The 24,111-nt window shown below is 70.3% G+C and carries 24 protein-coding genes and 1 pseudogene; 9 read left to right on the top strand and 16 right to left on the bottom strand.

What is annotated here, in order from left to right; translation table 11 throughout:
• Positions 1-42: 42 nt before the first annotated feature.
• The 9 genes from E0504_RS52410 to E0504_RS30665 all read right to left on the bottom strand — a co-directional run bounded on the left by E0504_RS52410 (position 43) and on the right by E0504_RS30665 (position 8,880).
• On the bottom strand, positions 43-699 hold the full coding sequence (locus E0504_RS52410; protein ID WP_235014970.1) for a cytochrome P450: 657 nt from the start codon (positions 697-699) through the stop codon (positions 43-45).
• Positions 696-1,262 carry a cytochrome P450 gene (locus E0504_RS52415; protein WP_235014972.1) on the bottom strand — a complete coding sequence of 189 codons (567 nt, stop codon included), beginning with the start codon at positions 1,260-1,262 and terminating at the stop codon, positions 696-698. The genes E0504_RS52410 and E0504_RS52415 overlap by 4 nt, the downstream gene beginning before the upstream one ends.
• Positions 1,263-1,376: 114 nt before the next feature.
• Positions 1,377-2,315 carry an oxidoreductase gene (locus E0504_RS30635; protein WP_112109079.1) on the bottom strand — a complete coding sequence of 313 codons (939 nt, stop codon included), beginning with the start codon at positions 2,313-2,315 and terminating at the stop codon, positions 1,377-1,379.
• Positions 2,316-2,773: 458 nt separating this feature from the next.
• Positions 2,774-3,379, bottom strand: a complete 606-nt coding sequence (locus E0504_RS30640; RefSeq protein WP_071059593.1) for a response regulator transcription factor — start codon at positions 3,377-3,379, stop codon at positions 2,774-2,776.
• Entirely contained in the window at positions 3,376-4,779 is a 1,404-nt protein-coding gene (locus E0504_RS30645) for a sensor histidine kinase (protein ID WP_235014974.1), read from the bottom strand. The genes E0504_RS30640 and E0504_RS30645 overlap by 4 nt, the downstream gene beginning before the upstream one ends.
• A 73-nt stretch (positions 4,780-4,852) precedes the next feature.
• Complete coding sequence (locus E0504_RS30650; RefSeq protein WP_235014975.1) at positions 4,853-5,692, bottom strand: ABC transporter permease; 840 nt, start codon at positions 5,690-5,692, stop codon at positions 4,853-4,855.
• On the bottom strand, positions 5,689-6,831 hold the full coding sequence (locus E0504_RS30655; protein ID WP_112109115.1) for an ABC transporter ATP-binding protein: 1,143 nt from the start codon (positions 6,829-6,831) through the stop codon (positions 5,689-5,691). The genes E0504_RS30650 and E0504_RS30655 overlap by 4 nt, the downstream gene beginning before the upstream one ends.
• A 105-nt stretch (positions 6,832-6,936) precedes the next feature.
• Positions 6,937-7,713, bottom strand: a complete 777-nt coding sequence (locus tag E0504_RS30660) for an SDR family NAD(P)-dependent oxidoreductase (protein WP_112109080.1) — start codon at positions 7,711-7,713, stop codon at positions 6,937-6,939.
• Positions 7,714-8,208: 495 nt separating this feature from the next.
• Positions 8,209-8,880 (bottom strand): TetR/AcrR family transcriptional regulator, encoded by a 672-nt coding sequence (locus E0504_RS30665; protein ID WP_112109081.1) that lies wholly within the window; start codon positions 8,878-8,880, stop codon positions 8,209-8,211.
• A gap of 283 nt (positions 8,881-9,163) precedes the next feature.
• Between E0504_RS30665 and E0504_RS53595 the strand changes: the two genes are divergently transcribed.
• Both E0504_RS53595 and E0504_RS30670 read left to right on the top strand, forming a co-directional pair.
• Positions 9,164-9,286 carry a hypothetical protein gene (locus E0504_RS53595; RefSeq protein ID WP_255565772.1) on the top strand — a complete coding sequence of 41 codons (123 nt, stop codon included), beginning with the start codon at positions 9,164-9,166 and terminating at the stop codon, positions 9,284-9,286.
• A gap of 138 nt (positions 9,287-9,424) precedes the next feature.
• Positions 9,425-10,327: an LLM class F420-dependent oxidoreductase gene (locus E0504_RS30670; RefSeq protein ID WP_112109082.1), complete on the top strand. Its 903-nt coding sequence runs from the start codon at positions 9,425-9,427 to the stop codon at positions 10,325-10,327.
• A gap of 48 nt (positions 10,328-10,375) precedes the next feature.
• Here E0504_RS30670 and E0504_RS30675 read toward each other — a convergent pair whose 3' ends face one another.
• Together E0504_RS30675 and E0504_RS30680 are read right to left on the bottom strand one after the other, a co-directional pair.
• Positions 10,376-11,230 carry a glycosyltransferase gene (locus tag E0504_RS30675; protein WP_112109083.1) on the bottom strand — a complete coding sequence of 285 codons (855 nt, stop codon included), beginning with the start codon at positions 11,228-11,230 and terminating at the stop codon, positions 10,376-10,378.
• A 238-nt stretch (positions 11,231-11,468) separates the two neighbouring features.
• Positions 11,469-12,320: a sugar phosphate isomerase/epimerase gene (locus E0504_RS30680; RefSeq protein ID WP_112109084.1), complete on the bottom strand. Its 852-nt coding sequence runs from the start codon at positions 12,318-12,320 to the stop codon at positions 11,469-11,471.
• A 308-nt stretch (positions 12,321-12,628) separates the two neighbouring features.
• Between E0504_RS30680 and E0504_RS30685 the strand changes: the two genes are divergently transcribed.
• A complete protein-coding gene (locus E0504_RS30685; protein ID WP_131626288.1) occupies positions 12,629-13,504 on the top strand; it encodes a hypothetical protein in 876 nt (291 codons plus the stop codon).
• A 110-nt stretch (positions 13,505-13,614) separates the two neighbouring features.
• On the opposite strand, the gene E0504_RS30690 is transcribed toward E0504_RS30685, so the two are convergent.
• Positions 13,615-14,907 carry an endonuclease/exonuclease/phosphatase family protein gene (locus tag E0504_RS30690; RefSeq protein WP_235014979.1) on the bottom strand — a complete coding sequence of 431 codons (1,293 nt, stop codon included), beginning with the start codon at positions 14,905-14,907 and terminating at the stop codon, positions 13,615-13,617.
• A 394-nt stretch (positions 14,908-15,301) separates the two neighbouring features.
• On the opposite strand from E0504_RS30690, the pseudogene E0504_RS54425 reads away from it, so the two are divergent.
• Both E0504_RS54425 and E0504_RS52420 read left to right on the top strand, forming a co-directional pair.
• A pseudogene (locus E0504_RS54425) lies at positions 15,302-15,601 on the top strand (esterase-like activity of phytase family protein); the annotation flags it as partial.
• A gap of 56 nt (positions 15,602-15,657) precedes the next feature.
• Positions 15,658-15,861 (top strand): hypothetical protein, encoded by a 204-nt coding sequence (locus E0504_RS52420; RefSeq protein ID WP_235014981.1) that lies wholly within the window; start codon positions 15,658-15,660, stop codon positions 15,859-15,861.
• Between the two features lie 34 nt (positions 15,862-15,895).
• On the opposite strand, the gene E0504_RS30700 is transcribed toward E0504_RS52420, so the two are convergent.
• Positions 15,896-16,363: a hypothetical protein gene (locus tag E0504_RS30700; protein WP_243657687.1), complete on the bottom strand. Its 468-nt coding sequence runs from the start codon at positions 16,361-16,363 to the stop codon at positions 15,896-15,898.
• Positions 16,364-16,797: 434 nt separating this feature from the next.
• On the opposite strand from E0504_RS30700, the gene E0504_RS30705 reads away from it, so the two are divergent.
• Positions 16,798-17,661 carry an SAM-dependent methyltransferase gene (locus tag E0504_RS30705; protein WP_112109087.1) on the top strand — a complete coding sequence of 288 codons (864 nt, stop codon included), beginning with the start codon at positions 16,798-16,800 and terminating at the stop codon, positions 17,659-17,661.
• A 28-nt stretch (positions 17,662-17,689) separates the two neighbouring features.
• Here E0504_RS30705 and E0504_RS30710 read toward each other — a convergent pair whose 3' ends face one another.
• The gene (locus tag E0504_RS30710) at positions 17,690-19,339 is read right to left on the bottom strand and encodes a high frequency lysogenization protein HflD (RefSeq protein WP_112109088.1); all 1,650 of its coding nucleotides are present in this window, start codon (positions 19,337-19,339) and stop codon (positions 17,690-17,692) included.
• Positions 19,336-20,715 (bottom strand): tetratricopeptide repeat protein, encoded by a 1,380-nt coding sequence (locus tag E0504_RS30715; RefSeq protein WP_112109089.1) that lies wholly within the window; start codon positions 20,713-20,715, stop codon positions 19,336-19,338. Before E0504_RS30715 ends, E0504_RS30710 begins: the two co-directional genes overlap by 4 nt.
• Positions 20,716-20,905: 190 nt before the next feature.
• Between E0504_RS30715 and E0504_RS30720 the strand changes: the two genes are divergently transcribed.
• Positions 20,906-22,360 carry a DUF4331 domain-containing protein gene (locus E0504_RS30720; protein ID WP_112109090.1) on the top strand — a complete coding sequence of 485 codons (1,455 nt, stop codon included), beginning with the start codon at positions 20,906-20,908 and terminating at the stop codon, positions 22,358-22,360.
• Between the two features lie 15 nt (positions 22,361-22,375).
• Positions 22,376-22,780, top strand: a complete 405-nt coding sequence (locus E0504_RS30725) for a hypothetical protein (RefSeq protein ID WP_112109091.1) — start codon at positions 22,376-22,378, stop codon at positions 22,778-22,780.
• Between the two features lie 21 nt (positions 22,781-22,801).
• On the opposite strand, the gene E0504_RS30730 is transcribed toward E0504_RS30725, so the two are convergent.
• A complete protein-coding gene (locus E0504_RS30730; RefSeq protein WP_112109092.1) occupies positions 22,802-23,347 on the bottom strand; it encodes a hypothetical protein in 546 nt (181 codons plus the stop codon).
• Positions 23,348-23,625: 278 nt separating this feature from the next.
• On the opposite strand from E0504_RS30730, the gene E0504_RS30735 reads away from it, so the two are divergent.
• Entirely contained in the window at positions 23,626-23,856 is a 231-nt protein-coding gene (locus E0504_RS30735) for a hypothetical protein (RefSeq protein ID WP_131626289.1), read from the top strand.
• The last annotated feature ends 255 nt before the right edge of the window (positions 23,857-24,111 follow it).

Consider the following 24,111-nt stretch of genomic DNA (forward strand, 5'->3'; position numbering starts at 1 on the left):
GCGGGGCCCGCGGCTGGGGTCGTAACGATCAGGGCCGCCGGTTCAGGCGGACGGGTCGAGCTGGAGCGGGAGTGCGACAAGCGAGCGGATCGTCGTCGTGAAGGCTGGCTGGAAGCCGTCCGGAACGCGGTAGTCGGGGATGCGGGCGTGCCATTCGCGCAGGGCGATGCGCAGCTCCAGCCGAGCCAGGTGTGAGCCCAGGCAGCGATGCGGCCCCCGCCCGAACGCGATGTGCCGGTTCGCGTCGCGGTTGAACCGGACGGCCTCAGGCTCGGGGATCTCCCGCTCGTCGGTGTTGGCGGCGCCGAGCAGACCGGTCACCACCTGGCCCTTGCGTACCGGGCAGCCGGCGATCTCGGTGTCCTGGGTCGCGAATCGCGCCACCATCATCACCGGCGACTCCCAGCGGAGCAGCTCCTCCACGGCGTTCGGAATCAGCGTCGGGTCGTTCACCAGCGCATGCCGCCGGTCGGGGTGGAGCGCGAGGTGCAGCATCATGCAGTCCAGCGAGGCCGAGACGGTGTCCAGGCCGGCGACGAGGAAAAGGAAACAGATGTCGAGGATGTCCTCGTGGCTGAGGCGTGCGCCCTCGACCTCGGTCTGCAGGAAGCGGCTGACGATGTCCTCGCCCGGGGTGGAGCGCCGGTCGGCGATGACGGCGTCGAAATACTCGTAGATCGACGCGGCGGTCGTCTTCAACAGGGCAACCGAGTCCTCGTGGCCTCGTGGCCTCGGGGCCGCCCGGTGATCGACTCGGGCCGGATGAAGCCGTCCTTCATTTCAAGGAAGGTGGGGAGCTCGCCGAGCGGAAGCCCCAGCAGGGCGAGGAAGACCTGCGACGGGAACCGCAGCGAGAACTGCTGGACGAAGTCCACCTCGCTCTCGGTGGCGATCGCATCGACGAGGCCGCGGGCCAGCTCGGTGATCGGCCCTTCCATCTCCTTCATGCGCTGCGGGGAGAAGAGCGGGTCAAGGATCCTGCGGTACTCACGGTGTTTCGGCGGGTCGATCTGCAGGGGGATCAACGGCCGCTCGGTGCCCGTCTGGGCCACGCCGACTCCGGAGGAGAAGACCTCGGGGTTTGTGAGAAGTGTTGCGATGTCCGCGCTCCGGGTGACCAGTACCCTCCTTTCGCCCAGCGAAATCGCGCGCTGGGCGCGTAACCCGGGGAAGACGGCCTGTGGAGCCGTCAGGAACGCAGGGTTCTCCATGGGATTTCCCGACTCGGGTGCCGTACCCGACGCCGCACTGTCAGTCGACATGTGAGCTCCTCGCCGTAGGCTGCGACGAATTTATACCAAGTATAAAAACGTCGCAACCTGGCGAAGTGGGCCCGCCGCGCCGTCGCCCGCTGCCGGTGGGTGCCGCGGCGCCACTCAGAGCGGGTAGGTCACCGTGGTCAGCCGCTCGGACAGTTCCCACAGACGTTCGGCGGTCCCGGTGTCCCGCGACGCGGCGTTGGAGGTGACCAGGACCGGGTGGCCGGTCATCTTCAGCAGCCCGGACGGCCCGTAGTACTCGCCACCCCTCGTCGATGGATCAACCGCCGCGCGCAGAAGGGGCAGGGAGCCTTTGAACGCGGAGTGGACGATGGGGTTGGGGATGTGGTCGACGACCTTCTTGAGTTTCCGCTGGATCGGGCTGGGGTTGCCCCCGACCTCCGTGTTCGCGCCACCAGGATGCGCGGCGACGGACCGTGCCGATCCTCCCGCCGCCGTCAGTCGGCGCTGCAGCTCATAGGTGAACAGCAGGTTCGCGAGTTTCGACCGGGCGTAGGCCCGGAACGGCCGGTACTTCTGGGCCAGGTCGAGGTCGTCGAAGTCGATCTTTCCCATCCGGTGCCCGTTGCTGCTGACCGTCACTATGCGACCGGCGTCGGAGGCCGTCACGGCTTCCAGGACGAGCCCGGTAAAGGCGAAGTGGCCGAGGTGGTTGATGCCGAAGTGCTGTTCGAAGCCGTCCTCGGTCCTGCCCTGGGGCAGTAACATGACGCCCGCGTTGTTGATGAGCAGGTCGATGACGGGGCGCTCCGTGACCAGCGCGTCGGCGGCCTTGCGGACCGAGGTGAGCGAGCTGAGATCCATCTGCAGTACTGAGACGTCCGCCTCGGGTACGGCGATCCGGATGGTGTCCAGGGCGTCCTGTGCCTTGACCGGGTTACGGCAGGCCATCACCACTGTCGCGCCGCGCCCGGCGAGCAGCTTGGCGGCCTCGAAGCCGATTCCGGAGTTCGCGCCGGTGACGACGGCCGTCCGGCCGTTCAGGTCGGGAACGTCGGCCGCACTCCAACGCCGCCGCTCAGGCGCTTCCGCCATGACGACCTCCGCGATCGATACAGGGCGAGGATCTCCGCCCATCTGATGTGAAACCCGTGGCCATATCGAGACCACTGGCAGCACACTACAGGCACTGGTCCGCGTGTGATTCCCGTAGCCCACGCGCTCGCGCATGCCAGGCCCAGCACCAGACAGACCGTCGCCGTCCTGCTTCGGTGGCGGACATCCGCCACCGGGATCACGTGGAACCCGGCGCCTTTGCCATTGGCACGAGGGGCAACTGTGCGAGCCCGGTGGACGTCCGCCCGGCGCGTTCTCGGACCCGCTGCCCGTATACCGGCGTCGCGGTATCCTTGCCATTAGGCGCGCGTCGAACGACTGGCCTGGAGATTGGCGCCGAAATAGCCGCTGGCCGAGCGGGCCCCGTTGTGGCCCCGTAGGTGGCAGGCCACCCGCTCCCTCGATGCTCATCCCCGGCCGGCCGGGGATGCCTCGGGTCAGATCCAGCCGCGGGCGCGGGCGAGCTGGACGGCCTCGTGCCGGTTGACGGCGCCCAGCTTCGCGGCAGCCGATGACAGGTAATTGCGTACCGTGCCCCTCGACAGAGCGGCCCGGGCCGCGATCTCCTCGACCGGTGCGCCGCCGGCGGCCAGCTCGAGGACCTCGGCCTCACGCGAGGTCAACGGGCTCTCTCCGGCCGCGATCGCCTCCGCGGCCAGCTCCGGGTCCACGTAGCGGCCGCCGCCGTGCACCGCCCGGACCACGTCGGCGAGGACCTGCGCGGAGACGGTCTTCGGAAGGAAGCCGCGCGCCCCCGCCGCGAGCGCCTGCTTGAGATAACCGGGACGTCCGTGGCTGGTCACGATCACGTTGGCGCACCCGGGGACCTCGGCACGCATCGCCTGGGTGACGGCGATGCCGTCCATGCCCGGCATCTGCAGGTCCAACAGCGCGACGTCGGGGCGGTGCAGCCGCCCCATGGCCAGCGCCTCGGGCCCGGACGCGGCCTGGGCGACAACCGCCATGTCGTCCTCCATGGCCAGCAGTGCCGCCAGCGCGCCGCGGATGAGGTTCTCGTCGTCGGCGAGCAGAACCCGGATCACGGCTGCGCCTCGGCCGCGGTGGGTGCGGGTCGCGGTGCCGTGACCGGGCCCTCCGAGACATCGTCCGGGACGGCGAGCCGAACCTCCAGGACGAAGCAGCCCCCGGATTCCCGGGCCACGCTGAGAACGCCGCCCAGGCCGGCGAGCCGCTCGCCCAGACCGGCCAGGCCGCTGCCCGCCGTGGGCCCGGGCCCAGGCCCCGCGACAGGCCCTGGGCTCGGGGCCGCGCCGGGTCGCGGGGCGTGCTGGCTGGCGGTGCCCGGCGCGGCCGGCGGCACACCGTCGTTGGTGATCCGCAGTACCGCGGTGCGTGCGCGCCCGGGCCCGAGGCGCACATCGAGGTCGACGGTGCAGGTGGTGGCCGCGCTGTGCCGGATCACGTTGGTGGTGGCCTCGCGGACGACCCAGCCCAACGCGGTCTGCGCGGAGGGGGGCAACGCCCGGTCGAGGGTCTCCCGGCTGACACCTCCGGTGATCTGACAGGCCACCCCCGCCGAGCGCAACAGCGCCCGGGCGCCGGCGAGCTCCGCGCCCAGGTCGGCCCGGCGGTAGCCGTCGACAACCGCGCGCATCTCGCGCAGCGAGTCGTGGGCGACCTGGCGAACCTCCAGCATGCGTTCCGCCGCGGCAGCGTCTCCGTGCTCGGCCAGGCGTGCGGCGAGCTCGCTCTGGACGGCCATCAGCGACAGGTTCCGGCCCAGCACGTCGTGCAGGTCCCGGGCGAACCGCAGCCGCTCCTCGGCCACGGCGAGGCTGGTGTGGACCGCCCGGGACCGGTCTATCTCCCACACCACGCCGAGCATCCAGGTCGAGACCCGGTAGGTCAGCGCCACCAGCACAATCGGGTACGCGTAGTACCCGGCCGCCTGGAGCGGTGTGACTTCGGGGCCCACGTCGGCCGCCGGCGCCACGGCGTCCACCATGGCCTGGATCAGGGCGCAGCCGGCGGCCCCCACCACCACGCAGGCGAGCAGCGACGGTGTCCGCAGCAGTGGCGTGACCGCCGCGGTCGACGCGCCACCGGCGATCATCGTCACGATGAGCGTGACCGACATGCCACCGCCGCCGGGATCGGCGTCGAACCCGGGGATGGCGGTGCCCATCGCGGCCAGGACGACCGCGCCCGCGGCCACCCCGGCGATCAGCGGGGCCGCCGCCCGCCGCCCGCCCAGATGGGCCGCGAGCCCGGCGCGCAGCAGCACCACACAGGCCACGGCGTGCAGCGCGGACACGACGAGGAGCCCACCGGCGGCCAGCCCCCAGGCACCCGGCCGGGAGCTGATCGCCAGCAGCACCAGCCCCGGCTCGGTGGCGGAGAACAGGTACAGCGGCCACCGGGTGATGGCGTCCATGCGCTCGGCGCTGCCGCGCTCGCGCCACCAGCGCCACCACCCGGTCATGGAACCCACCGTGTCATGCCCCGCCCGCCGGGTGGGCCATCGGACACCCGACAGCCGGCGGCGGGCGAACCGGTCAACGGCGCGGCTCCCACCGGAACCACCGCCGCGCCGCCCAACCGGCGGCGACCACCCACGCCACCAGCACCAGGGCCGGCGGCACCGCCGCTTCGAACGAGCCGGTGAAGTCGACGGTGCGGCCGTCGCCCGCCGCGCCGGTCAGGCCGAGTCGCATCAGATCGACCACCGGGGTCAGCGGCAGCATCCGGGCGGCCAGCTCCCACGGCGCGGCCAGCGCGTCGAGCGGGACGAGCAGCCCGGACAGGACGAGCGGCACGACCAGCACCGGCATCGTCGTCACCTGGGCCATCTCGACGCTGCGGGTCACCGTGGTGCTGAACGCGGCCAGCGCGACGAAGACGGCCGTGCCAAGGACGATGGCGACCACCACGAGCAGCGGGTTCACCGGCGCGGCCAGATCGGACAGCGCCGCCGTGACCGCGGCCGCCACGAAGATCTGCGCCCAGGCCACCGCGACGGCCGGAGCCGCCGTCCCGGCCAGGATCTCGAGGTCACCGACCTCACCGGCGCGCAACCGTTTGAGCACCAGGTCCTCGCGCCGGGCCACCAGCGCGGTGACCAGGTTGTAGTACACGGCGGCCAGGAGCACGACCGCCGTGATCGCGGTGAGGGCGGCCGCCCCGGCACGGGTCGATCGGCCGCCCTCGACCGGGACCGACATGACCACCGGAATCAGGCTCACCGGTGTTCCGAGTGCGATGAGCAGCGCAACGGCGTTCCGGCGTAGCAGCACCATCTCGGCGCGGCCCAGCGACCTGACCCGACGCGCCGCACCGGAGCCGCTCGTCCCCGGGAGCGGGCGTGCCGGCGCGGCACCCTCGCTCGCTCCGCTCACGCCGCTCGCTCCGCCGCCGCATCCGGTCGGGCCTGGCGGCCGGGCTGGTCGACCTCGCCGGGGAGCGAACCGCCGGAACCGTCCACAGCGACCTCGGAACGGGCCACGGCGAGAAACGCCTCCTCGAGCGACGCCGACCGGGCATTGAGGTTGCGCAACCGCACCCCGTTCCGGTCGCCCCAGGCCAGCAGCATCGTGAGGGTCCGCTGGAGATCCGCGGTGGTCAGCAGGACCCCGCTTCCACAGCCGCCACCCCCGCCTCCGTCGCCGCTCCCACTCCCGTCGCTGTCACTGCCGCCTCCGTCGCCGCTCCCGCCCTTGCCCTTGCCTTTGCCCTTGCGGCCGCCGAACCACGCCTCGGTCAGGTGCAGCCGCGCGCCGGGGAACTCCGGCAGCTCGACGGGGAGTCCGGCGTCGAGCTCGAACGTGATACGGGCGGGTTGCGCCGCGACGACCTCGGCCGGTGTGCCCGTCCGCACGATCCGGCCCCGATGCATGATCGCCAGCTGGTCCGCCAGCGTCTCGGCCTCCTCGAGATAGTGGGTGGTGAGCAGCACGGTCGTTCCCGCCGTGACCAGGCCCTCGACCCCGTCCCAGGTCGCCCGGCGGCTCTGCGGATCCAGACCGGTCGTCGGCTCGTCGAGGAACAGCACCTCGGGCCGGCCGAGGACGGCCGCCGCGAAGTCGAGCCGGCGCCGCTCGCCGCCGGACAGCTGCCGGACGCGAATCCCCGCCCGATCGCGCATGCCGGCCAGCTCGAGTGCCTCGTCCACCGGGCGCGGCGATGTCAGCGTGCCGGCCCACGCCCTGATCGCCTCCGCGACTGTCAGGTCGGCGGGGAAAGCCCCGGACTGGAGCATGATCCCGATCCGGGGCCGCACCAGGCGCCTGTCCCGGAACGGGTCACGCCCGAGTACCCGGACGGTGCCGGCGCTCGGCCGGGCCAGGCCCTCGAGCACCTCCAGGAGGGAGGTCTTCCCCGCGCCGTTGGTGCCCAGCAGAGCGAACAGGCAGCCGCGAGGCACCACGAAGGCCACCCCCCGGACCGCGTCGTGGCCGCGCCGCCCCACCGGACCGTAGCGACGCCAGAGATTCCCGGCGGTGATGACGCCGGCGTTTTCGTCCACGTACTTGTTCATGACCTCGAGCATCCGTCACCATCCGTGTCACCGATGGTGACGGTGTCATCGGTTTCCGTGCGGCGCGCACGGCTCGCCCATGACAAATGTCAGCGTCGCCGATGCTCAGGCAGCGCTGTCGATGACGGCTACCGCCATCCGGCCGCCGTCCACGTCGAGGACCGTTCCGTGGATGAACGCCGCGTCGTCCGAGGCGAGGTAGACGGCCGCGGCCGCGATCGCGTCGGGATGACCGGAGCCGCCGGCGGGAGTACCCCGCATCATGGCCTCGGCCGGATGCTCGACGGCGGCGTCCAGGTCAGGGGTGCGGATAACGCCGGGCGAGACGGCGTTGACGCGCACACCCAGCGGTCCGAACTCGGCGGCCCAGGCCCGGGTGAGCGTCTCCAGCGCCCCTTTCGTGGAGCTGTAGAGCGAGCCCACCGGCAGGCCCAGCCGTGCGACCCAGGAACCGAGGTTGATGATCACGCCCTCGCCCGCGGCGACCATGGCGGGGGCCACGGCCTGGGTTAGGAAGAACGGAGCCTTGACGTTGACGGCGTAAACCCGGTCGAAGGTGCGATCGTCGGTGGTCAGCGTGGTGTTCGGGGGAAAGATGCCGGCGTTGTTGACGAGAATGTCGAGACGGCCGCCGAGGCGGCGGGTCGCCTCCTCGGCCAGCGTTCGACTGCGGGCCGGGGTCCCGTCGAGGTCGGCGTGAACGAAGTCCGCCCGGCCGCCGCTCTCCCGGATCGTGGAGATGACGGCCTCGCCACGGGCGCCGTCCCGACCGGAGACGACGACATGGGCCCCTTCGGCGGCGAACGCCACGGCGATGGCCCGGCCGATGTTGCTCGTGGAACCGGTGACGAGCGCGGTCCTGTTCTGGAGTCGTTGAGCCATGCCCGGGGAGGCTAGGCAGCAATTTTTGGACCCGCAAGTCCAGAATCGCCGAGACCCGTCGCGGGTATCAGGCGCCGCTGCCGTCCCCACAGAGACGCTCATGGGCGACCTGGTAGGCGCTACCGGTCGGATTGGACGGTCATGAACGAGAGTGATGGCGCGCTTCCGGGCGAGTCGATCCGTCCTGCTCTGACGCGCCTGTGCTCAAGAACTCAGGTCGACCGGATCAGCTGGCCCGTGCAGGCGGGACGTCTCGCATCTCGGATCCGCTATTGGTTCCGTCGACGATGAAGCGGGTGGCCGTGGTCGGGCCGATGCCCCGGGAGCCGTCCGTGCGCCACCGCGGTGGTGGGCGCCAAGCCCGGATCCACAGGGATCCTCCCGGTGCAGGTCCGCTTCGCGACAGAACGATGTCACTAATGTAGACGTTGCGGTGAACCCGGCCGAGGTCAGGGTTCGGGAGCAAACCCAGGCCGTCGCTTCTGGCGGAAGTGATCAGCCCTGGTTGGAGCCCGGGCCGGCGGAGCCGGGAAGGTGATCGTCGTGGATCGCGTCCACCAGCAGGCCGATGGCCCAGGCGATGGCCTGGGTCGCCTGATCGCCGTCGAGGTTCCACATCGTGGTCAGCCGCTCGTAGGACGGAATGTGCCACAGGACGTCCAGCACGCCGGTGGCCATCACGCGTTGGGCCTCGGGCCAGTCGGCCGTGTGTTGAGCGACGGCGGCGACAAGCGCCTCGCGGCGGCGCTGGTCCTTGGGTATCGACGCCGCCTGCGCGGGGTTCGTGGGGGTCCACCGTGGAACCGCGTAGGACGACAGCGTCGCGAAGGCGCGTGCGGTGACCTCGGGGAGGCGATCGAGGTCGAGGCCCTCGTAGCTCACACCCGCCTCGTCCTCGAGGCGGCGCAGGACGGCGTCGTGGAGATCAGCCTCGGTGGGGAAGTGCCGGTAGACCGTGCGTTCACCGACGCCGGCCCGCTCGGCGACCGCACGGAACGTCAGATCACGCCAGTCCCACGCGGGGAAGCTGTGGACCAGGGCCGAGCCGGCGTCGACGATCCGCTCGCGCGTCTGGGCCGCCAGCTCCCGCCGGCGCGGGCTGTCGTAGCGCCGGCGAGGCGGTGTCGCCGCGCTTCGGTCTGGGCTGGGTGTTGCCGCGGCGCTCATATTGGTGACATCCTACTGCCGCGAAGGCGGCTCGAGTTAAGGGGGAGTGGCTGTGGATCTTGGCTTGGTCGGTGCCACTGTGGTGATACAGGGTGGCGCGCACAGTGTGGGTCTGGCCACCGCAACGCGGCCCTGATCCCCATGGGCCCCGCCGATTCCAGGGCGACGGCCGTCATCCGCGGCCATACAGGCCCACTACCCCTCCGCCGTCAATCACGTCAGAGTTCCACGCCGTTCGGCATGCCAACAATCACAGCTGAGAATGCGCGAAGGGAAAATGCGGATGACCTTGTTCGACGCATTCAGGTACGACGGCAGGCGCGTGCTCGTGGTCGGGGGTGCCACCGGAATCACCGAGTCGTTCCCGAACGCCACGGCGACCGTCAAGTTCCTCCTCAGCATCTAGGCCGAGCGACCTGAGTAGGCTCGCGCCCGGCCCCGGGCGATCGTGCTCTCCCATGTCGGGTCAATCGGTGTGTTTGAATCCTCCCCGGTGGATCTCCCGAGTCACCTGCTCCCGACAGTTTCTCTCGACGAGGTGAAAATGCGCTTCATCTACCATTACCCCGAGACCAACGGCACCGACCGCGACATGCTCGACGCCGGCGCGCTGGCCGAGGTCGCGGCAGCAGCCGAGCGGGCGGGATTCTACGGATTCTGCCTCAGCGAGCACCCGGCCCCGAGTGCCCGATGGCTGGCCTCCGGCGGGCACCAGAGCCTCGATCCGTTCGTCGCGCTCGGCCATGTCGCCGCCGCGACCCAGCGGTTGCGGCTGCACACGAACCTTTCCGTCGCGCCCTACCGGAACCCGTTCCTGCTCGCCAAGGCGGCGGCGACCGTCGACAAGCTCTCCGGTGGACGGATCGTGCTCGGGCTCGGCACCGGGTACATGAAGACCGAGTTCTTCGCGCTCGGAGTCGACATGGACGAGCGCAACACGCTGTTCGACGAGATCCTTGACGTGCTGCCGATGCACTGGAGCGGTGAGCCGTTCAGTTACAAGGGCCTGCACTTCGACGCCCGGAACGTCATCGCCCGGCCCCGACCGGTGCAGGACCCGATTCCCATCTGGATCGGCGGTAACTCGAAGCTGAGCCGGCGCCGCATCGCGCAGCGGGCGCAGGGCTGGATGCCGCTGGTGGGCCCGCCGGAGCTCAGCGCGGCGGTGCGGACGACCTCCATCGGTTCGCTGGGGGAGCTGGCTGTCATGATCAACGAGATCCGGGACGCCGCCGCGGCCGCCGGGCGGTCGGACACGATCGATGTGCAGTACTCCTACAAGGACCGCTCCATCGCGACGCCGACCGTCGAGCCCGACCGCCACCGTGAGGCGATCGCCGAGATCGAGAAGGCCGGGGTGACCGCCGTGGTGGTGTCGAGCCCATCGGTGTCGTCCGCGGCCACGCTCGAGTTCCTCGAGGCGTTCGGCGCGACCTACCTGTCCTGACCGCGCCTGTCCTGACCGCGTCTGGCGAACGGGCCCGTATCGCGCGAGTCAGCGCTTGACGAGTAGATGCGGCGGGGGAGGGCCGAAACGCCCGCGGACGAAGTCCAGGAGCCCGCGGACACGTCCTTCGAGGTTCCAGTAGGGGCCGCGCCGGGCCGGGACGACCGCGCCCGAGGCGAGATGCCACAGTGCGATGCAGAACCGGATGAACGCGTGGTAGCGGCCGGAGTGGTCCCGCACGAGCAGCAGGGTGTTGCGGAGCTGCAGGTAGTCGATCGCCGCGGCGGTGGAGCCGATGTTCGGGTTCTTGACCATCGCGCCCCGCACGAGTCCGGACTCCCAGCCGGCGGACCTCGCCCGCAGCGCGAGGTCCGCCTCCTCGCAGTACGCGAAGTAGCGTTCGTCGAAGATCCCGATCTCGTCGAGGCAGGCACGGCGGGCGAACATCAGCGTGCCGTGCGGGTGCCCGGCGGGCTCCCAGCCCTCGTCCACGCTCGCGGGCATGAGGATCCCGCCGAAGTAGGGGTCGATGACCGGCGTCGCTCCGTCGCCGACGTCCGCACAGGCCAGACCCGCTCGCGGCTGCTGCGCCAGCACGCCCAGCATGTGACTCAGGCAGGTGGGCTCGGGCAGCGCGTCGTGCGGCGCGAGCACCACCCACTCTCCCGCGTCCGCGTCGGCGAGGAACGCACGGTAGCCGACGTTGGCCGCCGGTCCGAACCCCAGGTTGCTGCCAGCGAGCACCACCGTGACATCGGCGGCCTCGACCGGCGGCATGACCGCCGATCCGTTGTCGACGATCGTGATCGAGACGGGAACGTCCTGCGCGCGGAACGCGTCGATGGTGTCGACGAGTCGCTTCGGCTGGTCACGGTGAACGATTACGACCGAAAGAGGCTGCACAAACCCAGTGCTACATCAGATCAGTGGGCCAGCGTGCGAAATAGGGTGAAGCCGGGCCATGACGGACCGGCTGTGCCGGATTGCCCGCGGCCGGTCAGCGTTCCATCAGGTGATCCGCTCGGCACCGGGACGCGGGGACACGGGAACGCCGGGCCGCGAGCACGGCCGGCAACCCGACCGCGCTGTCACCCGATCAACGATCGACGATCCCAACCCGCGCGCGCCGTGCGCCGCGCCTTCAACCACTCGTGCCGTGGGACGGAAAACGTCCACCGAGAACTGTCTCCGTGGCGGCGAACGCGCGCCGCGCCATCTCGGCTGGCCCCAGGCCCGCGAGCGAGGCGGAGTACACCTCTGTCGCCACGACGGGATCGGCTCCGGTCGCGACGAGAACATCCAGGACAGCCTCGATGTCGGCGTCGCCGTCCCCGGGCAGCAGGCGGGCGGTGATCGTCTCCGTCCTCAGGTCGTCGGCCGGCCGCGCAGGCGCGTCACACAGCTGAAGGACATGGATCCGCTCCGCCGGCACGTCACGCAGGGTGTCGTAATCGGGCCCACCAGGCTGGCGGAACCAATGCCACATGTCGACTACCAGGCCGAGGTTGTCGCGGTCCACCGCATCCAGGAGCCGCATCACCGCCCTGATGTTCGGCACCACCGACCACGGCAGGAACTCGAAACTGATCCGCAGACCCCGCTCCGCCGCGAGATCGCACAGGTACGCCAGCCGCTCCGCCACGCCGGCGATCGACGGTACCTCGGCCTCCAGCGTCGTCGCGATAACCGTCGGGGAGCCGGCCCACTGCGCGATGTCGAGAAGTGGTCGGGCCTGCTCGGCTATCTCCTGTCGGTCGGCGGTGACCCATTCCATCAGAACCTCGACAGTGGGGATCGCCAGCCCCCTGTCCCGGTGGTAACCGAAGAACTCCTCCGGAGTCATACCGTCAGCGACGGCGCCAGCGAGGTGCGAACTCGTCAGCTGCGCCCCGTCGAACCCCGCGTCCGCGACGGCGTCGACGAGTGTCCGGACGTCGGCAGCGTCGACCGGATGGCCGAGCGGTAGAAGAGTCGGAGCCGAAATGGCCCTCATCGGACGAACCTCTCATCGGGAAGAATGCTGCGGCGCGCGAGTCCAGGCTAGATCTCTGACGCCTACGTCATGTGTGAGTTGTGGCGATGTTGTGTTGTTGGGGGCGGCCCCGTTGCGGGCGCCGAGTCGGCGCTGTGCGGTCCCTGGTCTTCGCGGTCTCCATCGGCAAGATAGGTTATTCCAGTCAAAATGGACATCTGCTTACCCAGGTGAACCTGAGTCGCGCTTTCGTTACGTAGGGAATCCCAGATCGGCGAAGGTGGCGAAGGCCGCCGTATGGCACCTTCCCCGACTATCGGGGTGAAGTCGTGGACGGCATTCATTCCTTGGTGACCAAAGGGGCGCGCGTGACAATCATAGGAGACGACGTTGAGATCGTTCTCAATTATGGTCAGCCGGTCAGCTGGTTCGTTCCGGCCAGGGTGACCAGCCAGCAGATCCAGGACCGTGAGCACACGAACATGTTTCTGGCGGAGCTTCTGCCGAGGTATCCCGCCGGGCCGCCCGCGAACCTCATCAACCCGTCGATCGCGGCGATCAACGCCCATCCGCGTATCACGCCCAGCGTCGTCCGGATCGAGATCAGTAATGAGGAAGCCGCCCTGGCCATCCCCAACACGGCTCCGGCCGCCGCGCCGGTCGCGGCAGTGGCCGCAGGAGCACCGGCGGGAGCGCGGCGGGCGGCCCTGCGGGCACGGATGCAAGCCCGGCGCGGCGCGTACACCTGGAGAGAAGGCCGCAGTGTGGCCTTCAACGCATGGATCAACGGCGCGGCGCCACTGGCGAATCCCATCGGCGACAACGCGACCATCAACTGCTGGGAGGCGGTACTGGTAGCCGCGGCAGAAGCCGGTCTGGTCACGGTCGCCCAACTGACCCACGCGTACGGAGCCGTGGACCCCGACACCGCCGTGTACAACCTGTTGACGGCAGGCGGCGTGCAGCAGATCAACTGCGCGAATGCCGCCCCCGCGAACAACATCCAGGCCGGCGACGTCATCATGGTCGAACACGCGGGTCAGCCGCTGCACCATGTCATGGTGGTTCTGACCGCCGACCCGGCGAATTTCCTGCAGATCGAGGTGCTGTCGCTGTGGGGCACCCTCGGCGGCTTCGTTCTCGGCCGGGGGGAGCTGAACTTCCTGCTCCTCCCCACGACGGTGTTCCGTTATTCGACGCTGTAGCGCCGGATCCGCGTGCCGCGCCTGCCACGATCCGCCCGCTGCGAGGACGTGCCGGAACGGGTCGATCCCGCTCCGGCAGTCCGCGATGACCGGCAGAACCGCCACTCGGCTCAGGCGCGACGGGGCCTGATGTCGAGCCAGACGAGCCGGTGGTCGGAGCTGGGGAACGGGTACTTCCCGGTCAGCCGCGAGAGCGGATCGGCGGTCTCCGGCCAGAACACGCCCGCTCCCGCCGGGGCCAGATCGCGGGAGGGCAGCACGTAGTCGACCCGCAGGTTGCCCGGCGCGGTGTCGGCGAAGTCGGCCGTGTCGTGGGCCGGGTCGCCACGGTGCGTGGCGTTGGCGCCGCCCTGCAGTACCGCCGCCTCGGCGGCGCCCGCGCTCGACGGGATGACCGAGGCGTTCACCTGGCGGCTCTGGAGCAGCTGGTTGGCGGCCGAGGAGACGCTGTCGCCATCGACTGGGTCGGCGTTCATGTCACCGGCGATGACGAACCGCGAGCCCGGCCGCAGCCCGCCGCGCCTGCTCTGGTCGTCGTAGATGTAGGAACCGCCGCCCGGCCGGACGTAGTCGGCCCAGAAGCGGATCTCGTCGTGATTGCGCCGCCCGTTTCGGTCCTCCGTCCCGTCGAAGGTCGGCGGTGTCGGGTGGCTCACCAGCAGGTGAACCGTGTCCCGCCCGACCTGGACCGGCACGTCCCAGTGGCTTTTCGACGAAAGCCGGACGGCCGCCAGCTCCTTCGGCGAGTACCAGTCCGCGGGCGCCGCCGTCGCCGGGTCGTCCGGCAGCAGTGCGCCCGGCATGTCCTTCCAGCGGAAGTCCCGGAAGGTCCGGACCTGCCGGACGTCGATCGGGAACCGGGAGTAGACGACCAGACCGTACTGCCCGGGGAAGGCTCCGAAACCCAGCGCGTCGTCGCCGTAGCCCGGCGCTCCGGGGACGGTGACCACCTGGCCGTCGTTGTTGAGGTCGAAACCGGAGGCGATTCCGGTGTTGCTCGGCGCGATGTACCGGAAGGGATACCTGACCGGCTGAGCGCCTTCCTGACTCCTGGCCAGGTAGTTGTCCGCGAACAGCTTTACGGCCAGCGGGTCGTGGTCGAACTCGTTGATCAGAAGTACGTCGGGGTGGGCCCGCTGGATGATCTGGGCGACTGTCTGCGCCTGGACGTCATCGGGTGTTGACAGGTCCGTCCGCAGCTCTCCCGCCGTGGCTCGGTTGAGCGAGGCATTGAAGGTGGCGAAACGCACCGTCGAACCACCCGATCGCTCGTCGGCCCCGGCAACGGTGTTGGTCTCCGGGGACGAAGCGGCGTGCGCGGCGGTGGCCATCCCGGTGAGCACGAGTGCTCCGGCTGCGGCGACGGCCGCGGCACGAGTGATTCTTCGATGGTGTCGGGCCATTGATCCATCTCCGTACGTTCCGGTTGTGGTACACGGCATCGTGGACCGGTCGCCAACGAGAACTGCCCCGTTCGTAACCCGTCGTCACGCAGTGTAGGAAGCCAGGGCGTACGGAGAACTACAGGCAATTGAAGTCTTCGGCACGCTCCGTGTACAGGTGTCTTTCGACACGGAAAACTCTCGACGAGCCATACGGTTAACCGAGGTGCTATTTCCGGGCACCGGCGGGTGGTCGGATTGCTGTCGCGGTTGTGGCGCGACCGCAACACGGTGGCGGCACGAGCAGGCCGGAGATGACGATACGGAGTATGCGTCGGGCGCGCCGATGATCCGTCCAATGCCCGCCCGTGGCGGGTACCCGCGGTCAGCCGGGATGCGTTCATGGAGCAGACCCATGGAGGACACCGCTGGGGCCCGTCGATGTTCCGCGAGTTCGGCAGAGTGGAATCGACCGGAGGAGGAGTCGTGGGACGCTCCCGTGACCGGCGAGGCGCGGACCCGGCGGATCCTCGTGTACCGGCTCAGCTCCACCGGTTGGTACGAGCTGAGCAGGCAGCTCGGCTACCAGGTCGAACCCGGGCAGCGGATCTCCGAGGTCGCCGCCTACGGCGAGGACGGGCTCCTCGTCCTGGAGGCCTCGTTCACCGCCGGTGTGGGTAACCGGAACGCCCTGTACTCGGTGCCGGCCGCCGGCCGTGGCGCGGACGTCACCACCGTGCCCGACCTTCGGCGCTCCCGGAGCGTGCGCTGGTGGGTAAGCGGCTCGTCGCGGACCTCACCGCCTGCCCCACCCTGGGCACCCAGGTCAACCCGCTGTTGGACAACTACGAAGCACTCGCGATCGACCCCCGGGGGCCCGGGCGCGGCACGGCGATCGTCAACGTGCTCAGCGACGACAACTTCGGTGCCACCCAGGTGACCCGCGTGCTCCGGGTCGCGGTGCGGCTGCCCTGACCCCGGCGACGAATGTCGTCGGACGTCGCACGCCCTATCCGATCATTCTCGCCCGAAGCCGGTCGCCGAGGTCGAGACGGCGCGGTACCCGCATGAGCTCGGCCGGCGTGACGACCACCCCGAACGCGCGGAGCCGTTCCGCGAGCAGGTCCCAGTCCTGCGCCCCGCCGCTGTCCTCGACCGCCGCGAGGTCCGGCGGCAGCGGGTGGTCAACGTCGGCCCAGTCCGGCAGCAGGACCATGTACACCGTGCGCTCGATCTCTTCGATCGTCAGCTCGGACAGGCGCTCGTCGGGGGTCCTGCCCCTGCCTGACATGCCCCAGCCCCGGTCATCCAGGAGGGTGACCTCACGGCCGTCCGAGAGCTCGGCGAACTCGTGCACCGTGAAAGAAAGCCCACTGTAGGCGTCGATGTGGCCATCCGGACGCCGGAGGAGAGAAGCCACCGGGCCGGCCGAATCGAGTTCGCACCACATGCGGATTCCCACGGCGACGAGGCTCACTGGATCATCATGGCAGGATCTGTCGCTGTCGGCGTCGCTGACGGCACCCACCAGTCGAGGGCAACCATGGACCGGGCGGGATTCCTGAACTGATTGTGGGGCCCACGCCGTCCGCTGCCAGACTCTGCGACCACGATTTGTTACTCGGCGCGCCGGGCACTGACTGACAGGTAAGGGCGGACCACGGGACGGCTGTCAGGAAGCCGGGGCGCCTGCGATCGCCAGCGCGCAGCCCACGATGTACAGCGCCACGAAGATGGCTGGTAGTACCTGCTCCACCTCGAGCATCGACGCCGGAGCCAGGGTAGAAGGGAGACGCCTCGACCCGGCCAACGAGCCCGCCTTACTAGGATCGAACGCGCTACGTCACTTCCGCTTCTCGTGAGGCCCGGGCCGGGTGCGGAGGTGACCCGTCCTGATCCAGAGGGGGAGCGTTGCCTGACAGTAAGAGTCGGCATGGCATACCAGACTCGACGCCGCTGAAGGTGCGTGACGAGGCACACATCTCGACCTGGATCGAGTCTGGGATCGACATCTCGGTGCCCAGCATCGCCCGGGTCTATGACGCGTTGCTTGACGGCAAGGACAACTTCCCTGCTGATCGCGTCGTCCACGACCAGCTCATCCAGGTGATTCCGGATGGCAAGACGTCCGCGCAGTACAACCGGCAGATGCTCCGGCGTGGCGTCGAGTTCATGGTGGAGCAGGGTGTCAGCCAGTTCATCGACCTGGGGTCCGGTCTTCCGACCGCGGAGAACACCCATCAGGTCGCCCAGCGAATCGCACCCGATTCGAAGGTAGCCTACGTCGACATCGATCCAATCGTGCTGGCGCACGGCCGGGCGTTGCTGGCAGAGAACGACAACACCACGGTCGTCACCGCGGACTTCCGACGTCCCGACGAGATTCTGAGCAACCCGGACGTGGCTGCTCTGATCGATCTGTCGAAGCCGGTCGGGCTTCTGATGCTCGCGGTCGTTCACCACGTCCACGACGACGAGGACCCGGCCGGCCTGGTCCGCGCATACGTCGATCGGATGGCGTCGGGCAGCTACCTGTTCCTGACCCACTTCGTCGACCACGGAGCGGAGACCGCGCCCATCGAGCAGGTGCTTCTCAACGAACTGACCAGGGGGCGCTTCCGCTCGGTCGACGAGATCACCTCCTACTTCGACGGACTGAACCTCGTCGAGCCAGGCGTGGTCTACAACCCGCTGTGGCGGCCCGCCGTACCGGTCGTCGAGCCGTACCCACTGGCTGTCAGGCTGGTGGCGGGCGGTATCGGACGCAAGCCGTAGACCCTGTCACCCTGTGATCCGCCTGGAGTCATATCGTGACCTGGCTGCCGGCACGCAGCGCCACGACGGCGCCGACGAGCACGACCAGGGCGGCTGTCGCCACCGGCGTCCAGCGCAGGCCCGCGGCGAATCCCGGCACCAGCGTCTGGGTGCGCTGGAGCAGCGGGATGAGTGTGCGGTCGAGCAGGAACCCGACGCCGACCAGCGTCGCCGCCATTCCCACGCCGTAGGCGAGAACCAGCAGGACCCCGAACCACGCCCGCCCCAGTGCGACCGCTCCAAGCAGCACGACGACGGCCGACGGCGTCGGCACCATGCCGCCGACGAGTCCCGCGGCGAGCAGGCCGCGTAGCCTCGGCTGATCGGTGACGGGCGGGTGCACGTGCCAGCGCCCGCCATGCGAGTGACCGTGCTGGTGCGCATGACCATGACCATGACCATGACCGTGCGAAGGGCCGTGGTCGTGGTGTCCATGGCTGTGAACGCCGCTGCCGTGGTGGTGGTGATGGCTGTCGTCGCGGTGAGGACGGGCGTGGCTGTGTCCACGGTCGTGTTCATGGCGGTGGTTATTCGAGTGGTCGTGGCCCGCGGTCAGTAGGTCGCGATACGGCGACATGATCAGCCTTGACCGCAGCAGACTGGTACCGAGACCGATCATCAGCAGCCCGCTCGCGACACCGAGCCACGGATAGATCTTCTCCGGAGCGAAGCCGCTCGACGCCGACAGCACGACCGCGAGGGCGAGAACGCCGAGGGTGTGGGTGAGGGTGACCGCTCCGGCGGTGGCGGCGAGTTGCCGTCCTGTCGCCGAGCCGCCGACGATCCGGGCCGCCATCACCGTCTTGCCGTGCCCGGGGGCGAACGCGTGCGCTGTCCCCAACACGACCGCGGCGAGCAGTGCGAGCACGCCCAGGCCGAGTGAGAAGGAGTCCCGCTCGACCAGGCCGTTCACCCAACCGGCGAGGCCGCCGGCCGCCTGCCGGGCCTCGTCTGACGCACCGCTACCAGGCGTTCCAGTGCCGATGGCGCCCGCCTGCGACAACGGGTCGGCCGCGGCGGGTCCGCCCGGACGAACGGTCAGCGTCGCGCGAGTGACGTCGGAACCGCCGCCCAGTGGGTCGTCGGGGTACCGGGTCAACAGGTTCGTCGGTGAGCGGGACGGTACGCCCGAGGAGACCACCGTGGTGCCGTCCCCGACCGCGACCGTCTCCCGCCAGCCGACCCGGTCGGCGTACGCGGCCAGCGTGTACCGAATCGTCGTGGTCGTGGTCGTGGTCGTGTCCGCTGCCCCGGCGGTCTCGGCGGAGTATCGGCAGACCAGCCGCATCGTCGACAGCCCGCCGTCGCCCGGTGGGAACGACAGCGAGCCGCCGATCGGGACGAGCGGGCGGGCCCGGCCGTCGACCGCCAGCGTCGCCCGTCCGGCCGTGCGGGCGCACTCCGCTTCCCGCCAGCGGGCGGCTCCCAGCGCGTCGACGTCCGGCCGGACCTGCGCCGCCGGTATCTCGGCGAAGTCGGCGACCACGTCGACGAGAACCTCCTCGATGCCCACCCGCAGCACGCTCGCGCTGTTGACGGTGAAACTCCCGAGGGGATGTGCCGACGCGGATCCGCCCGCCGTCAGGACGAACGCGGCCACCGTCACGGCCAGGACGGCTGCCCGACGCAGCGAGGTCACCGGGCACTCGCGTCGAGGGACGCGAGAAGGGCCTGTGCCCGGGGCGCGTGCAACGGTGAGAAGTGCGGGTCGGTGTCCAGCGCCGCCCGGAGGTCCGCGACCGCGGCGTCGGTCCGGCCGAGTGCGGCGTGCACGACGCCCCGGTGGTAGGAGAACAGTGCTCGGCGGGTGCCGAGGCCGAGCGCCGACTCGGCGGACGGCAGCGCCTCGTCGTCTCTGCCGAGCTGGTGCAGCACCCAGGCGCGAGCGTCGTCCACGAAGACCCCGGCCCGGTGCGGTTCGCCGCCCGGCGCCGGGGACAGCGCGGCCAGCGCGGCGGCGGGGTCGCCGTGGTCCGCCTCGAACAGCGCCAGCTCGACGTCGACCTCGACTCCCTGCGCGCGCATCAGCTCCGCGGTGGAACGCACCAGGGAGTACTGCCGCTTCGCCTCGTCGGGCCGGCCCAACGATTCGAGCAGTTCTCCGTACTCGGCGACGATCCACGGCTGTGGGCTCCGAGTGGCCGCGACGGCGTAGTCCGCCAGGGCCGCCTCGCTCTCGCCCCGGGCGGCGGCCACGCGGGCACGACCGACGAGCAGCGACACCGATGACGGGTCGCTCGCCTGCCCGCGCCGGTAGGCCTCGTCCGCCCCGACGAGGTCGCCCGAGTGCCGCGCCAGTTCGCCGAGATGGAAGTAGGCGAACGCGGCATCGGCTGCCGACGTCGCGTCGTCTGCTACCCGCCGCAGCATCGCGGCCGCCTGGTCGATCTCGCCGCGCAGCTCGAACGCGTAGGCGACCCGGGCCAGCGACGCGACGTCGGGACGCAGGTCGACCGCGGTCTGCGCCGCCTGCCACGCTTCGGGATAGCGCCCGAGTTCGACGAGCGCGTCGAAGCGCACCCCGTGCGCGGTCGCGTTGAACGGGTTGACGGCGACCGCGGCATTCGCGGCGCGCAGCGCACCGGGGAAGTCGTGACGTGCGGCGGCGAGCGCCGCCTGCCCGGCGAGGGCGGCGTCGTTGTCCACCGGACGCAGTTCCAGCGAGCGGGCGAACGCCCCGTCGGCCCGTGGGTAGGACGTCGGATCACCGGTCACTCTGGCCTGCTCGACGTAGGCGAGGCCGAGCTCGGCCCAGGCCGGCCAGTCCCCCGGCACCTGGTCGAGCCGGTCACGCAGACTCGCGACGGGTGCGGCCGCCGCCCTGCCCGCGGAGGACCACGCCTCGTCCACGGCCGCCGCTCCGGTCGGCGTCGGCGCGACACCGTGGCCCGAGTCATCCCGGACGAGCGGCGGGCCGACCATGGCCAGCACAGCCGCGCCTGTCAGGCCGGCCGCGCAGACCAGGCCGGCGAGCACCCGCGCTCGACTCGCCCCGCCGCCCAGTCGCCGCTTCATGCGTGTCCTCCCCGCTTCCGTCCCGCCGGTCGTTCGCCAGCGATTCGGATCCGCGGCGGTCGCGGACTGCACCTGGGACGCAGAAATGATGTCAGGTAGCCGACACGATCCGTGCTCCTCTCATCACCGAACCACGGACGTTCACCGGACAGGCGCATCCGTCCGGTCCGTCGATCCGTGAGGGAGAACCATGAGCCGACTGACATCCGCACGCGACGGCACGCCCGGCCGCCGACGGCGGGGACGGCTGCCCCGACGGCGCGCTCTGGCTGGCGCGACCGCCCTGCTCTTCGGTGCGACGGGCGCCGCGGTGACCCTCGCACCGACGGCCGCTGACGCGTCCAGCCACCGGGAGGCCCCGCTGATCAGCAGCGACCCGACGGTCGACAACACCGACACCTACGCCTTCGTCAGCCCGGACGACCCGGATTCGGTGACGCTCGTCGCCAACTGGCTGCCCTTCCAGGAACCTGCCGGCGGACCGAACTTCTACCCGTTCGCGACCGACGCCCAGTACGACATCAATGTCGACAGCAACGGCGACGCGAAGCCCGACATCACCTACCGCTGGACGTTCGCCAGCACCTATCAGAACCAGAACACGTTCCTCTACAACACCGGGCCTGTCACCTCGCTCGACGACCCGGACCTGAATTTCCGGCAGACCTACAAGCTGGAGCGGATAGCCGGTGGCAAGACCACCGTGCTGGCGGACAAGGTGCCCGTCGCGCCCTCGTTCGTGGGCGACGCGTCCATGCCGGACTACCTGGCGCTGCGCACGGCGTCCCTGAAGGAACTGCCCGGCGGCGCCAAGACGTTCGCCGGACAGGCCGACGACCCGTTCTTCCTCGACCTGAGGGTGTTCGACCTGCTCTATGGCGGTGACCTGTCCGAGGTCGGGCAGGACAGCCTCGCCGGGTTCAACGTGAACTCGGTCGTGCTGCAGGTCCCCAAGACCGAGCTGGCTCTCAAGGGCGACCCGGCGCGCAACCCGGTGATCGGGGTGTGGAGCAGCACCCAGCGGCGCAGCGCCTCGATCTACGGGCCGACCGACGGCTCCGGCATGCGGATGTCCTTCGGTAACTGGTCGCAGGTCTCGCGCCTCGGCTCGCCGCTCGTCAACGAGGTGGTCGTGCCGGTCGGCCAGAAGGACCGGTTCAACGCCTCCACTCCCGCCCGGGACGCCCAGTTCCTGAACTTCGTCACCAAGCCCGAACTGCCGAAGCTGATCGAGGCGATCTACAAGATCCCCGCGCCGGCGACACCGCGCAACGACCTCGTCGCGGTGTACCTGACCGGTGTGAACAAGGCCAACCTCGGTGTCGACCTGAACGCACACGCGCTCAACGCCGACGTCGACCCGGCGAAGATCGCGCCCTCCGAGCAGCTTCGGCTGAACATGTCGATCCCGCCGACCGCGGAACCGAACCGGCTCGGCGTCCTCGGGGGCGACACCGGCGGGTACCCGAACGGCCGACGGCTGGGCGATGACGTCGTCGACATCTCGCTCCAGGCTGTCGAAGGCGCCCTGCTGCCCAACCCGCCGGCGGCGGTCACCGGCCTCGGTGACGGCGTCGACGGGCCCGACGTGCGGTTCCGCGGATGGTTCCCGTACGTCGGCCTGCCCACCTCGGGTTCGAGCTGACAGGGCGGCACGACCATGACCAGACTCCGGCGAGCCGCCTCGGCCGCCATTACGGTCGCCGTCATTGTCGGCGTGGCGGCCTCCTGCGGCGGGGAGGGACCTCCGCCACTGCCCGAAGCCGGGTCGTTCGCCCCCGGTGCCTGCCAGACGATGGCCCCGGACCTGATAGCGACCCTGCGGCTGACCCAGGCGGACCCCGGCGCACCGGACGAGATCAAGGCGCTCGCCCGCGACCTCACACCGCCCCAGGAGAAGCTCTACGGCCGGATCGGTACGGCCGGGGAGTACGCCGGCGACCTCGAACGGGTCACCACGGCCGTCGGCTTCCTCCGGCTGCGGGTCGATTCCGGGACCTACGACCCCGCTCTGCTGACGGAGGTGAGGACCACCGCCCGGATGCTGGCGGACCGCTGCACCTGACCGCAGGCGCCCGGCCGCCGTCTACCGGGCCCCTGCCGATCTGAGCGGACCGGCTCGGCCGGCCGAGCCGGTCCGCTCCCGCCCGACCAGCGAGCCGAGGAGCATCGCTGTGGCGACTCCGGTCTGACCGATCCACGACGTTCCCGCCTGGTGGTGGTTCCACGCCGGGCACACAGCTGAGACGAGGAGGAAGCCGGCGCTGCCGTACACGGCGAGGGTGAAGCCCCATCGGTGGTCGGCCAGCAGGGCGACGAACGCGGCTGCCAGGAGGACGAGGGCGCCGGCGCTGACGACGTCCACCCACGGCGGTTGCGTCGGTGGTCGTGCCTCGCGGGGCGGCTGGATCGCCGCGACGGTCACGAACCCTGCGAGCAGCGCCGCGGCCCACAGCCGCCGCCAGCCGACGACGGGGGTGGCCGGTGCGGCGACCGCCTCTGTCGGCCGCGGCGGCCCGTCGACCTTCGCGGGCGGGTCGGACCGGACGATGACCGGACCTCGTCCGCGGGCAGGACGCGGGTCGTGGCGCGGACGCTCGGGACGAATCCGTTGGACCTGTGATGCTGACATGTCCCCACGGTGCGGCCCACGTGTTGTGTGGCCGCGTCGCATGGCTGGAGCCAGTGTTGAGAGCCCGCGGTCCACGGTCCGTGCGAACCGACAGCTGACGACCTCGATCCGTCCTCGACCGTGCCGGCGGCCCCACCCAGGCCCCGCCCGACCGGACGTAACAGAGCCACTCGAAGCGGCCGTCTGATCGCCGGCCGCCGGGTCCTCTGGCGTATGCCGAATCCTCCGAATGAAGCAGCGCCGGTTCGGGCGGTAGTGATGTCAGTCGGGAGAGGTGTTTGACCGTGCGGACGGTATTCGATGGGGACGTGTACGTTCACTGCCGCCAGATATATGTCCAGAGCGGTCCGGATGTCGCCGGCCCGGAGTCGGCCTTTCCCGGTCAGGTGAACGGGTTGTGCGGCGCCGCGTTGCCGGGCTGGCTTCACCTGGTTACCGGCCTGCATGCCGGCCGGGTCGGGTTCACCGTGCAGGTTCATGAATCCGTGACTGAGTTGGCCGGTGACTGAGTTGGCCGGTGACTGGGAGGAGGCGGTCGAGGCCTCGTTCACGCCCGGCTCGCCCTCGACAGAGCTGGTGAGTGGGCTGGCGAGGCACATTGGCCGTTGGGGCTGGGGGAGGTGGGCTACCGCGTGCGCTACTGCGAGTGGGGGATGGACGCGGCGCGCGCGGCCGACACCCGGCGCGGCCCGCGCACACCACCGGGCTGTTGACGATCTGTGCATCGCTTCCGTGTCTGGGGCCCCGGGCCTTCCACCTTCACG

The organism is Parafrankia sp. BMG5.11 (assembly GCF_004337455.1).

What these genes read in the sequence shown, in the direction of transcription:
- E0504_RS52415 (WP_235014972.1), bottom strand. Translation starts at nt 1,262, where the DNA reads ATGTCGACTGACAGTGCGGCGTCGGGTACGGCACCCGAGTCGGGAAAT.
- E0504_RS30635 (WP_112109079.1), bottom strand. Translation starts at nt 2,315, where the DNA reads ATGGCGGAAGCGCCTGAGCGGCGGCGTTGGAGTGCGGCCGACGTTCCC.
- E0504_RS30645 (WP_235014974.1), bottom strand. Translation starts at nt 4,779, where the DNA reads ATGACCGGGTGGTGGCGCTGGTGGCGCGAGCGCGGCAGCGCCGAGCGC.
- E0504_RS30655 (WP_112109115.1), bottom strand. Translation starts at nt 6,831, where the DNA reads ATGAACAAGTACGTGGACGAAAACGCCGGCGTCATCACCGCCGGGAAT.
- E0504_RS30660 (WP_112109080.1), bottom strand. Translation starts at nt 7,713, where the DNA reads ATGGCTCAACGACTCCAGAACAGGACCGCGCTCGTCACCGGTTCCACG.
- E0504_RS30665 (WP_112109081.1), bottom strand. Translation starts at nt 8,880, where the DNA reads ATGAGCGCCGCGGCAACACCCAGCCCAGACCGAAGCGCGGCGACACCG.
- E0504_RS53595 (WP_255565772.1), top strand. Translation starts at nt 9,164, where the DNA reads ATGACCTTGTTCGACGCATTCAGGTACGACGGCAGGCGCGTGCTCGTG.
- E0504_RS30670 (WP_112109082.1), top strand. Translation starts at nt 9,425, where the DNA reads ATGCGCTTCATCTACCATTACCCCGAGACCAACGGCACCGACCGCGAC.
- E0504_RS30680 (WP_112109084.1), bottom strand. Translation starts at nt 12,320, where the DNA reads ATGAGGGCCATTTCGGCTCCGACTCTTCTACCGCTCGGCCATCCGGTC.
- E0504_RS30690 (WP_235014979.1), bottom strand. Translation starts at nt 14,907, where the DNA reads ATGGCCCGACACCATCGAAGAATCACTCGTGCCGCGGCCGTCGCCGCA.
- E0504_RS30715 (WP_112109089.1), bottom strand. Translation starts at nt 20,715, where the DNA reads ATGAAGCGGCGACTGGGCGGCGGGGCGAGTCGAGCGCGGGTGCTCGCC.
- E0504_RS30720 (WP_112109090.1), top strand. Translation starts at nt 20,906, where the DNA reads ATGAGCCGACTGACATCCGCACGCGACGGCACGCCCGGCCGCCGACGG.
- E0504_RS30725 (WP_112109091.1), top strand. Translation starts at nt 22,376, where the DNA reads ATGACCAGACTCCGGCGAGCCGCCTCGGCCGCCATTACGGTCGCCGTC.
- E0504_RS30730 (WP_112109092.1), bottom strand. Translation starts at nt 23,347, where the DNA reads ATGTCAGCATCACAGGTCCAACGGATTCGTCCCGAGCGTCCGCGCCAC.